Below are 1,607 nucleotides of genomic sequence, written 5' to 3'. Positions count from 1 at the left end.
GTCGCGGCGACGGCCGGCCCGTCCGGGCGGACGGCGGGTGAGCCGGCTCCAGGTGGCCGCCCCACCGGCGCGGACGCGGACCCGGCGCGGCGGTCGCGGCCGGCGACGCGCGCCCAGGACGACCAGCAGCAGCCCTCCGACCAGGAGGACGCCGGTGAGCAGGGCGAGCAGGTCGTTCACTGCGCCGTCCCCGGTCGGGCACGCCAGGTGGCGAGGAAGGGGGCGAGCTCGGCCATGAAGTCCGGGTCGGGCTGGAAGAAGGCGCCGGTGCCGCTGGCGGAGTAGACGAGGTGCGTGCTGGGCCGTCCACCCTCGATCGCCCCGGTGAGCTGGCGGATCTCGCTGATCCGGCGCGTCCGCACCCCGCCGCGCCAGGAGTCGTCGGACAGGCTGACGTGCACGAGCAGGTCGACGTTGTGCGCGATCTGGCGGTAGGCCTCGTCCATGTCGAGCACACCGCCCTGCGCGACCCGTGACGCCAGCCGGTCGATGGTGCTGCCCGCCGAGCGGGAGTGGGTGGTGCTCAGCGAGCCGGGCCCGGCCTGCATGGCCTCGAACATGGCGGCCGCCTCGCCGCCGCGCACCTCGCCGATCACCAGCCGGGCCAGGTTCTGCCGCAGCGCCTCCGGGATGAGGTCGGACACGGTGAACTCGCCGAGCCGGCGGCCGTCCACCACCTCGCCCAGACCCGGTTTGGCCTGCAGGGCCAGCATGTTCTGCCGTCCGGGCAGCAGGTGGGTCAGCAGCTCGTAGTCGGTCTCGATCGTGCCGAACCGCTCGGTGCTCGGGATCGAGGAGACCATCGCCCGCAGCAGGGTGGTCTTGCCCGCGCCCTGGTCGCCGGAGATGACGACGGACTTGCGGGCCAGGACGGCCGCGTGCAGGAAGGCGCCGACCTCGTCCGGCATCAGGCCGGTGTCGCAGAGCTGGGGCAGCGTGACGTCGGTGAGCAGGTGCTGGCGGATGGTCACCGAGGGCCGGTGGGCCAGCCCGAAGCCGATCGCGTGCAGCCGGAAGCGGTGCCCGAGCGCCAGCGTCATGGTCGGGTGGGCGTCGTCGAAGGGCCGGCTCGGGCTGGCCATCTCGCCGAGGAAGCGGACGGCCTCGACCAGCTCCTCGTCGCTGTCGGCGACCGGTGGGTGCGGCACGCGGCGGCCGTCGCCGTACTGCACCTGCACGGAGTCGCAGCCGTGGATCTCGATGTTCTCCGCCCCGGGCAGGTCGAACAGCGGCTGCAGCCGGCCGTAGCCGAAGACGGCGTCCTCGACCGCCGAGGCGTAGCGCCGCTCGACCTCGATCGGCCACAGCTCCTGACCGAGCGCGCTCAGCTGCTCGGCGTGGCGGCGGACGATCGAGCGGATGGTCGCCCGCCCCATCAGACGCCGGTCGACCTCGGGCATCGGACGCCCGGAGGCCTCGGCGTGCTGGCGCGACTGCTCGGCGATCTCGGTCGACGCCTGGCGCCGCAGCAGCACCACCAGCCCCCAGTCCACCGGCGCGGCGGCGCGGGCGGCGGCGTGCGCGGGGCTCGCGGCCACCTCCTCGGCGCTGAAGGTCAGCCGCGGCGAGCGGGGCGACCCGGGACCGGGCGGTCCGGCGTCCGGCGG

The 1,607-nt window shown here is 74.9% G+C and carries 1 protein-coding gene and 1 pseudogene; both read right to left on the bottom strand.

Features of this window, described 5'->3' with window-relative positions; all coding sequences use genetic code 11:
* Positions 1 to 180, bottom strand: a pseudogene (locus DVA66_RS20210) (hypothetical protein); the annotation flags it as partial.
* A partial coding sequence (locus tag DVA66_RS20205) for a CpaF family protein (RefSeq protein WP_198672000.1) occupies positions 177 to 1,607 on the bottom strand: 1,431 nt, incomplete at its 5' end. The pseudogene DVA66_RS20210 and the gene DVA66_RS20205, both read right to left, overlap by 4 nt.

The organism is Desertihabitans aurantiacus (genome assembly GCF_003344635.1).
In the GTDB taxonomy this organism is placed as follows: Bacteria; Actinomycetota; Actinomycetes; order Propionibacteriales; family Propionibacteriaceae; genus Desertihabitans; species Desertihabitans aurantiacus.
This window is presented reverse-complemented; position numbering and strand designations above follow the sequence as displayed.